This window comes from Microbacterium sp. K41, from assembly GCF_004794395.1.
GTDB classification, from domain to species: domain Bacteria; phylum Actinomycetota; class Actinomycetes; order Actinomycetales; family Microbacteriaceae; genus Microbacterium; species Microbacterium sufflavum.
Map to the genome: position 1 here is coordinate 1 of NZ_SSDO01000361.1, position 9,170 is coordinate 9,170.

The 9,170-nt window shown below is 69.2% G+C and carries 8 protein-coding genes; 2 read left to right on the plus strand and 6 right to left on the minus strand.

What is annotated here, in order from left to right; genetic code table 11:
* Together DW309_RS11135 and DW309_RS11140 are read left to right on the plus strand one after the other, a co-directional pair.
* Positions 1 to 1,273, plus strand: a 1,273-nt coding sequence (locus DW309_RS11135; protein ID WP_240753189.1) for a DUF349 domain-containing protein, incomplete at its 5' end; no start/stop codon positions are given.
* Positions 1,274 to 1,334: 61 nt separating this feature from the next.
* On the plus strand, positions 1,335 to 1,886 hold the full coding sequence (locus DW309_RS11140; RefSeq protein ID WP_136033647.1) for a type IV toxin-antitoxin system AbiEi family antitoxin: 552 nt from the start codon (positions 1,335 to 1,337) through the stop codon (positions 1,884 to 1,886).
* Here DW309_RS11140 and DW309_RS11145 read toward each other — a convergent pair.
* From DW309_RS11145 to ruvA, 6 genes are all read right to left on the minus strand, one after another.
* Complete coding sequence (locus tag DW309_RS11145; protein ID WP_136033645.1) at positions 1,873 to 4,125, minus strand: RelA/SpoT family protein; 2,253 nt, start codon at positions 4,123 to 4,125, stop codon at positions 1,873 to 1,875. The two genes, DW309_RS11140 and DW309_RS11145, sit on opposite strands and share 14 nt — an antisense overlap.
* Positions 4,126 to 4,192: 67 nt before the next feature.
* Positions 4,193 to 5,182: a protein translocase subunit SecF gene (gene secF, locus DW309_RS11150; RefSeq protein WP_136033643.1), complete on the minus strand. Its 990-nt coding sequence runs from the start codon at positions 5,180 to 5,182 to the stop codon at positions 4,193 to 4,195.
* On the minus strand, positions 5,182 to 6,912 hold the full coding sequence (gene secD, locus DW309_RS11155) for a protein translocase subunit SecD (RefSeq protein WP_136033641.1): 1,731 nt from the start codon (positions 6,910 to 6,912) through the stop codon (positions 5,182 to 5,184). Before secD ends, secF begins: the two co-directional genes overlap by 1 nt.
* A 55-nt stretch (positions 6,913 to 6,967) precedes the next feature.
* On the minus strand, positions 6,968 to 7,363 hold the full coding sequence (locus DW309_RS11160) for a preprotein translocase subunit YajC (RefSeq protein ID WP_136033701.1): 396 nt from the start codon (positions 7,361 to 7,363) through the stop codon (positions 6,968 to 6,970).
* A gap of 78 nt (positions 7,364 to 7,441) precedes the next feature.
* On the minus strand, positions 7,442 to 8,467 hold the full coding sequence (gene ruvB, locus DW309_RS11165) for a Holliday junction branch migration DNA helicase RuvB (RefSeq protein WP_136045417.1): 1,026 nt from the start codon (positions 8,465 to 8,467) through the stop codon (positions 7,442 to 7,444).
* Positions 8,460 to 9,080, minus strand: a complete 621-nt coding sequence (gene ruvA, locus DW309_RS11170; protein ID WP_136045418.1) for a Holliday junction branch migration protein RuvA — start codon at positions 9,078 to 9,080, stop codon at positions 8,460 to 8,462. Before ruvA ends, ruvB begins: the two co-directional genes overlap by 8 nt.
* Between the last annotated feature and the right edge of the window lie 90 nt (positions 9,081 to 9,170).

Here is a 9,170-nt window from a genome sequence, read left to right on the forward strand (position 1 = left end):
CGCCGCGGTCGCGCCCGCCGCACCGGCGACGCCCGCGCCCTCCGCCTCGGCGCTCGAATGGGGTCGCGTCTCCGACGATGGCACGGTCGAGGTCCGCGAGGGCGAGTCGTGGCGGGTGGTCGGCCAGTACCCCGACGGCACCCCGGAAGAGGCCCTCGCCTACTTCGTGCGCAAGTACGACGACATCGCCTTCAAGGTGCACGCGCTCGAGCAGCGCCATCAGGCCGGCGGCGCCTCGGCGAGCGACCTCGCGAAGCAGGCCTCGCACCTCATCGCCGAGGCGACGGATGCCGCAGCGGTCGGCGACCTCGCGGGACTGCGCGACCGGCTGAACGCCCTGACCGCCTCGCTCTCGGAGGCGACGGAGCAGGAGGCTCAGCAGGCCAGGGCGCTCGTGGAGCAGGCGGTCGCGGAGCGCACGGCCCTGGTGGAGCGCGCCGAGGCCATCGCCGCCCGCGACCTCAGCAAGGTGCAGTGGAAGCAGGTCACGGCCGAGCTCAACGAGCTGTTCGAGTCGTGGCAGGCACAGCAGCAGAACGGTCCGCGCCTGTCGAAGAGCGTGTCGCAACAGCTCTGGAAGCGGTTCCGTGACGCCCGCTCGGTGGTCGACAAGCACCGGCGCGCCTTCTACTCCGAGCTCGACGAGACGCACAAGGCCGCACGCGACGCCAAGTCGCGGCTGGTCGAGCGCGCCGAGGCGCTCGCTCCCCGCGGCGTCGACGGCATCCCCGCGTACCGCACCCTGCTCGACGAGTGGAAGGCCGCCGGCCGTGCCGGGCGCAAGGCCGACGACGCGCTCTGGGCGCGGTTCAAGGCGGCCGGCGATGCGCTGTACGCCGCGCGGGCTGAGCAGGCCGCCGCGGAAGAGGCAGACTCCGCGCCCCGGATCGAGGCACGGCAGGCTCTTCTGGAGCAGGCGAAGGCCGTGGCCGACGAGTCGAACATCAAGCGTGCGCGGGCACTGCTCACCCGCATCCAGCGCGAGTGGGACGAGGTCGGCCGCATCTTCCCGCGCGAGAAGGAGCGCGCTCTCGACGACAAGCTCCGGGTGATCGAGCAGGCGCTCAAGGCCCGCGAGGACGTCGACTGGAAGAAGAACAACCCCGAGACCAAGGCGCGCGCGAACGACATGAGCTCGCAGCTGCACGAGGCCATCGAGAAGCTCGAGGCCGAGCTGGCGGCCGCGGAGAAGTCGGGCGACACCAAGGCCGCCAAGACCGCGGCTGACGCGCTCGAAGCCCGCCGCGCCTGGCTCAACGCCCTGGGCGGCTGACGCTTTCCACAATCCGCGACGACCGCCACAGGAGCGGGATGCGCTGCGCCACACTGGCGTGATGCATCCCGCTCTTCTGTATCTGCCCGGCGCGCGGCTGAGTCTGCCGGAGCTCGCCGCCGCTCGACTCGACGGCCACGTCGTCGACCTCGGCGAGGCGTACATCCCGGCCGACCTCATCGAGGGTGCGGACGTGCGTGCCGCGTCGATCGGGCCTCTCGTGCAGGACGGCGCCGCGGCCTGCGGCCCGACCGCCGCATGGATCCACGGCGCCGGAGACGCACCGCCGCCCGTGCATCACGTGAAGCGGTGCGTCGAGCGTCGCGTGCGCCCGCGTACGAGTGCCCGCCTGGTCTTCCACGACACCGTGCTCGCCGCCGCGGACGTCGTCGTGATCGGTGGCGTCGCCGTGTCGACGCCCGCGCGGACGATGGTCGACCTGGCGACGAGCCTGCATCGCGACCCCCGCGTGCTTCCCTGGATGGATGCCCTCGCCGTCGCCTGCCCGGCGGTGACCGCACAAGCCCTCGTCGAGCTGCGCGGGACCAGCCGTGTGCCGGGGAGCCGCGTCGGCATCGCCGCCCTCGAGCGGGTCGCGCTCAGGACGAGGTGACGCGGTAGACGTCGTACACCGCGTCGATGCGCCGCACGGCGTTCAGCACGCGGTCCAGGTGCACGGCGTCGCCCATCTCGAACACGAAGCGGCTCAGCGCCAGGCGCTCATCGGTCGTGCTGACCGTGGCGGACAGGATGTTGACGTGGTGCTCGCTCAGCACTCGAGTGACATCCGACAGGAGCCCGGACCGGTCGAGCGCCTCGACCTGGATCTGCACGCGGAACACGCTCTTGGTGGTCGGTGCCCAGGAGACCTCGACGAAGCGGTCCTGCTCGCCGCTCAGCGCCTTGACGTTGACGCAGTCGGCACGGTGGACCGAGACGCCGCTCCCCCGCGTGACGAAGCCCACGATCGGGTCGCCCGGCACGGGGGTGCAGCACTTGGCGAGCTTGACGAGGATGTCGTTCGCCCCGCGCACGAGCACCCCGGAGTCGCCGCCGCGCGGCTCCCTGGTCTGCACGCTGCCCGGCAGATCGATCGCCCCGGTCGTCGTGTCGTTCGCCGCCACCAGGGCGGTGACCTTCTCGAGCACGGACTGCGTGGACACATGTCCCTCGCCGACAGCCGCGTAGAGCCCGGACACGTCTTCGTAGTGCAGCTGATGCGCGACCTCGGTGAACGAGTCCTGGTTCATCAGGCGCTGCAGCGGCAGGTTCTGTCGGCGCATCGCCCGGGCGATCGCCTCCTTGCCCTGCTCGATCGCCTCCTCGCGACGCTCCTTCGTGAACCAGCCGCGGATCTTGTTCCGCGCCCGCGTGCTCTTGACGAAGCCGAGCCAGTCCTGGCTGGGGCCGGCGTCGGGGTTCTTCGACGTGAACACCTCGACGACGTCGCCGCTCTTGAGCTCCGACTCGAGCGGCACGAGGCGGCCGTTGACCTTGGCGCCCATCGTGCGATGGCCGATCTCGGTGTGCACGGCGTAGGCGAAGTCGACGGGCGTCGCGCCGGCGGGAAGGCCGATGACCCGTCCCTTCGGCGTGAAGACGTAGACCTCCTTGGCTCCGATCTCGAAGCGCAGCGAGTCGAGGAACTCGCCGGGGTCCGCGGTCTCGGCCTGCCAGTCGGAGATGTGCGCGAGCCACGCCATGTCGGTGTCGGAGGCGCGGACCTCGGCCTTGCCGCCGCCGTTCATCCGCTCCTTGTACATCCAGTGCGCCGCGACGCCGTACTCCGCCTGCTGGTGCATCTCGTGCGTGCGGATCTGGATCTCCACCGTGCGACCGGCCGGGCCGATCACGGTCGTGTGCAGGGACTGATAGAGGTTGAACTTCGGGGTGGCGATGTAGTCCTTGAAGCGGCCGGGCAACGGCGTCCAGCGCGCGTGGATCGCGCCGAGCACGGCGTAGCAGTCGCGCACGGACGACACCAGCACGCGGATGCCGATGAGGTCGTAGATGTCGTCGAACTCGCGCCCCCGGATCACCATCTTCTGGTACACGGAGTAGAGCTGCTTCGGCCGGCCGACGACCTTGCCACGGATCCGCAGATCTCGCAGGTCCTCGTCGATCTCCTCGATCACCTGGCCGAGGTACTTCTCCCGCTGCGGTGTGCGCTGGGCGATCAGGCTGTGGATCTCGTTGTAGATCTTCGGGTGCAGCACCGCGAACGAGAGGTCTTCCAGCTCCGACTTGATGGCCTGGATACCGAGGCGGTTGGCCAGAGGCGCATAGATCTCCAGCGTCTCCTTCGCCTTCTTCGCCGCCTTCTCGGGCGGTACGAAGCCCCACGTGCGGGCGTTGTGCAGGCGGTCGGCGAGCTTGATCAGCAGCACGCGGATGTCCTTCGACATCGCCACGATCATCTTGCGGACCGTCTCCGCCTGCGCACTCTCGCCGTACTTGACCTTGTCGAGCTTGGTGACGCCGTCGACCAGCATCGCGACCTCGTCGCCGAATTCAGCGGTCAGGTCGGTCAGCGCGTAGCCGGTGTCCTCGACGGTGTCGTGCAGGAGGGCCGCGGCGATCGCGCGCGGGCCCAGGCCGAGCTCGGCGAGGATCTGCGCGACCGCCAGCGGGTGCGTGATGTACGGCTCGCCGCTCTGCCGCTTCTGCCCCTCGTGCTTCTCCTTCGCGACCGCGTAGGCCCGGGAGATGACGGAGAAGTCGCCCTTGGGATGATTCGCCCTGACCGTGCGGATCAGGTTGTCGAGATCGTTGATGCGGGACGCGCGAGAGAAGATGCGGGGCACGAGCCGTCGCAGACTCGAACCCTGCGACGCCGTCTGCGGCTCCGCCATCCACTCACCTCCGAATCAGACAATCCTACGCGTGCTGAGAGGGGGCGAGCCCCGCGCAGCGGGGGCGTCAGGCCTCGACGGCCGCCTTCTCGCGCGCCGCACGGATGCGGGCGTCGCGCTCCTTGATCTGCGGCTCGTTCTCGCGGAACAGCGAGTAGAGGGGTGCCGCGACGAACAGCGTCGAGTAGGTCGCCACGAGGATGCCGACGAAGATCGAGAGCGAGATGTCGGTCAGCGTCTCCGCGCCCAGCCAGAACGCACCGATGAACAGGATCGCGCCCACCGGGAGCGCCGCCACGACCGAGGTGTTGATCGATCGGATCAGCGTCTGGTTCACCGCAAGGTTGACCGACTCGCCGAATAGGCGCGCGGTCTTCTCCCCGTCCTCCGTCGTGTTCTCCCGGATCTTGTCGAACACCACGGTGGTGTCGTAGAGCGAGTACGCCAGGATCGTGAGGAACCCGATCACCGCCGCCGGGGAGATCTCGAAACCGGCCAGGGCGTACACGCCCACCGTGATCACGAGCACGTCGAGCAGCCCGATGATCGCTGCGGCCGACATCTTCCAGGTGCGGAAGTAGATCGCCAGGATCAGGAAGGTCAGCGCGAGGAAGATCGCCAGACCCCACAGGGACTGCCGCGTCACGCTCTCACCCCACGCGGGACCGATGAACGAGGAGGTCACCGCGTCGGGCTCCACCTCGTACGCGTCGGCGAGAGCGCCGGCGACCTGCTGTGTCTCCGCCGCCGTCATCTGGTCGGTCTGGACTCGGATGTCCTGGTCGTTCACGATGACGACCTTGGTCGCGGCGCCGGGCACCACGGACTGCACGGCCTCGCTCGCGGTGTCCTGATTCAGCGTGGCCGGGGCGTTCACCGTGAACTGCGACCCGCCCGTGAACTCGATCGAGAACTGGATGGGACGGAACAGCGGCACGAGCGCGGATCCCACGACCAGCGCGATCGCGATGATGAACCACAGCCGACGGCGTCCGACGAACGGGAAGGAGGTCTTTCCCGTGTAGAGGTTGTTACCGAACTCGTTCATGGAAGCCATCAGGCGTCTCCCTCGCTTCCGCCCTTGGTCTGTTTCTCCGCGGCGAGGGCCTCGGCACGCTTGCGCTCTGCGATGGTCTGACGGCGGTCCGCCTCACCGCGTGAGCGGGCGTTCTTCGCGCCGCGACCTGCCGATGCCGTCGCCACCTCTCGGTACTGCGACCGGCTCCGGTACACGGCGCCGAGTGCCGCCGGGTCGAGTCCGGAGAGCTTGTGGCCGCCGCCGAAGAAGCGCGTCCGCGCGAGGAGCTGCATCACCGGATGGGTGAAGATGACGAAGATCATCACGTCGATGACGGTGGTCAGGCCGAGCGTGAACGCGAAGCCCTTCACCGTGGAGTCCGCGAGGATGTAGAGCACGACGGCCGCGAGGATGTTGATCGACTTCGAGATGTAGATCGTGCGCTTCGCGCGACCCCACCCGTCTTCGACCGCCGCCGTGATCGACTTGCCGTCGCGCAGCTCGTCTCGGATCCGCTCGAAGTAGACGATGAACGAGTCGGCCGTGAAACCGATCGACACGATCAGACCCGCGACGCCCGCGAGCGACAGGCGGAACCCGATGCGCCACGCGAGAATGCAGATCACGATGTACGTCAGCACCGCCATCACCGCGATCGACGCGATGATCACCGTCCCGAGAGCGCGGTACGACAGCAAGGAGTAGACCGCGACCAGCGCCAGACCGATCAGACCCGCGATGAGCCCGATCTGGAGCTGCTGGGTGCCGAGGGTCGCGGAGATCGTGTCGGAGCTCTGCACCTCGAAGCTCAACGGCAGCGCACCGAACTTGAGCTGATCCGCGAGCGTCGTCGCGCTCTCCTGAGTGAAGCTGCCAGAGATGCTGGGACGGCCGTCGAGGATCACGCCGTTCATCCGCGGCGCACTGATCACGTCGCCGTCGAGCACGAACGCGAACTGGTCGCGGGGCGACAGGCCGTCGATGCGGTTCTGGTTGAGGCGCGTGCTGACCTTGCCGAACGCGTCTGCGCCATCGCCGTTCATCGTGAGCTGCACGATCCAGGCGCCGCTCTTGGGGTCGCGGCCTGCCGACGCGTCGGTGATCGCGCGTCCGTCGAGCTCCATCGGGCCGAGGAGGAACTTCTGCGTGTCGTCCGGGGAGCAGGCGATGACCGGCTCGTCCTTCGGCGCACGCGACGGATCGTTGTCGGGGTTGGCGCAGTCGTACGCCTGGAACTCCGCGGCCAGCTTCTCGGTCACCCACGACAGATCGCTCGCGTCGGTCGGCTCCGCCGTCGGAGTGGCGTTCAGGCCGGGGTCTGGGCTCGGGAACGGCGTGGAGTTGCCGTCGTCGCCCACGAACTCGGTGCTCGCGGCCGTCGTGTACAGGACCGGACGGAACTCGAGCTGTGCGCTGGACTGGATGCGCTCCCTGGTCTGCTCGTCGGCCTCACCCGGGATCTGGACGACGATGTTGCGGCCGCCCTCCGTGGTGATGTCGGCCTCGGCGACACCCGAGGCATCCACGCGCTGGCGGATGATCGCCGCGGCCTGGTCGAGCTGCTCCTGTGACGGCGCTGCGCCGTCCTCGGTCTCGGCGCTGAGGATGATCTGCGTGCCGCCCTGCAGGTCGAGCGCCAGTTCCGGCGCCCACGAACTCTGCTTGAAGACGTACACACCCAGCGCGTTGATGCCGAAGAGCACGCCCGTCACGAGGAGCAGGCCGAGGAGGACCCGCCAGGCGTGACGGACAGGTGAAGATGAAGCCACGTGTGTTCAGCTTTCTGGGAGGACGATGATCCGAGCGGCCACGACGGCCGCTGTCTTACTTGTCGTCGGCGTCCCGTTCGAGACGGGCGCGGGTCTCCTCCGGCGTCTCCGTCGTGGGGGCGGCGGGCTCGTCGACGATGCGGTCATCCACGCCGTCCACGGGCGCCTCAACGATAGCGTCCTTCGGCTCGACGATGCGGAGGATCGCCTGGCTGTGCACCTCGATGACGGTGCCCGGAGCGATCTCCACCAGGGCCGGCGCGTCCAGGTCGTCCGGGTCGAACGCCACGATCGTGCCGTAGATGCCGCCCTGCAGCAGGACCTTGGCGCCGGGAACCGTCTTGGTGGCCTTCTCCTCCTGCTCGGCCTTCATCTGCCTCGTCCGCTTGCGCGTGTTGAAGATCATGAAGATCAGGAGCACGGCCAGAAGGCCGAAGAGCACGAATTCCATGGGCATGGGGAAGCGCCTTTCTCAGGTGCACGCACCAGCCATTGGGCGCACAGAGGTATCGGGGGAAGCCTTCAGCGATTATAGGTCATCCAGCGTGAGCATCCCGTCGGGGTGCGCCAGCCCGAGGTGCGCATACGCCTCGGGTGTCGCGACCCGTCCGCGCGGCGTGCGCCCCAGGAATCCGATGCGGACGAGGTACGGCTCGACCACGCTCTCCACGGTCTCGGCCTCCTCGCCCACCGCGACCGCGAGGGTGCTGAGACCCACCGGTCCCCCGCGGAAACGCCGGACGAGCGCGTCGAGCACCGCTCGGTCCAGCCGGTCGAGACCGATCGCGTCGACGTCATAGAGCTCCAGCGCCGCCCGCACGTCGTGCAGCGTCGCCGCACCGTCGCCGTGCACCAGCGCGTAGTCGCGCACACGGCGCAGCAGGCGGTTGGCGATTCGGGGGGTTCCTCGAGATCGGCGCGCGATCTCGGAGAGGGCGTCGGTCGGGAGCCCGACCCCCAGCACCGACGCGGAACGCGCGATGACCTGCTCGAGCTCGCCCTCCTCGTAGAACTCGAGATGGCCGGTGAACCCGAAGCGGTCGCGGAGCGGATTGGGCAGCAGGCCCGAGCGCGTCGTCGCCCCGACCAGGGTGAACGGCGACAGCTCCAGGGGGATGCTCGTGGCGCCCGCACCCTTGCCCACCATGATGTCGATGCGGTAGTCCTCCATCGCGAGGTAGAGCATCTCCTCCGCGGAGCGGGCCATGCGATGGATCTCGTCGATGAACAGCACCTCGCCCGGCATCAGGCTCGACAGCAGAGCTGCGAGATCTCCCGCGTGCTGGATCGCGGGGCCGCTGGACATACGGAGCGGACGCTCGCTCTCGTGGGCGACGATCATCGCGAGCGTGGTCTTGCCGAGTCCCGGAGGACCCGCGAGCAGGATGTGATCGGCGGGTCGGGACTGCAGGCGCGCGGCCTCGAGCAGCAACTGGAGTTGGCCGCGCACCTTCTGCTGGCCCACGAAGTCGCCGAGGCTGGAGGGGCGCAGCGCGCCCTCGATCGCGAGCTCCGACTCGTCGGTGGGCTCGGTCGGGTCGAGCGGGTCAGACACGCGCCGATCCTCCCTGCGCCGGGCCGAGCAGGGCGAGCGTGCGCCTCAGCAGCGACGCGACCGACGCCCGCTCGGCTTCGGTCGCCGCGGCAGCGGTCTCGGTCGCCGCCTCGGCGGCCACCTTCTCCGACCACCCGAGACCCACGAGCGCGGCGGCGACCTGCGACAGGATGTCACTCCCCCCCGAGGCCTGCGTCGCGGCCGGGGCGGCAACGGCGTGCACCTTCCCCGCGAGCTGCACCACGATGAGCTTGGCCGTCTTGGGCCCGATGCCGGACACACGCCGGAACGGGGCGTCGTCCTCGGCGGTGACGGCCTCGGCGATCTGGTCCGTCGTCAGATGCGACAGCACGCCCAGCGCCGACTTCGGCCCCACGCCCGTCACGCTGAGCAGCAGCGTGAAGATCTCCAGCTCCGCCCGATCGGCGAAGCCGAAGAGCGAGAGGGCGTCCTCGCGCACGATCAGGCTCGTGTGCAGGCGCAGCTTCTCCCCCACCGTCGCCGTGTGCGCGACATCGGCGGGGACGGCGACCGCGAAGCCCACGCCACCCACGTCGATGACGACCTGGTCCGGCGTCGTGTGCAGCACGGTGCCGTGCAGAGAGGAGATCATCCTCCCAGCCTAGGAGGTCGCTCGCACATATGTTCGAGCGACACGCTCCGCGTCCGCCCAGGCCCGCTGCGCGGGGGTCAGTCCGCCCGC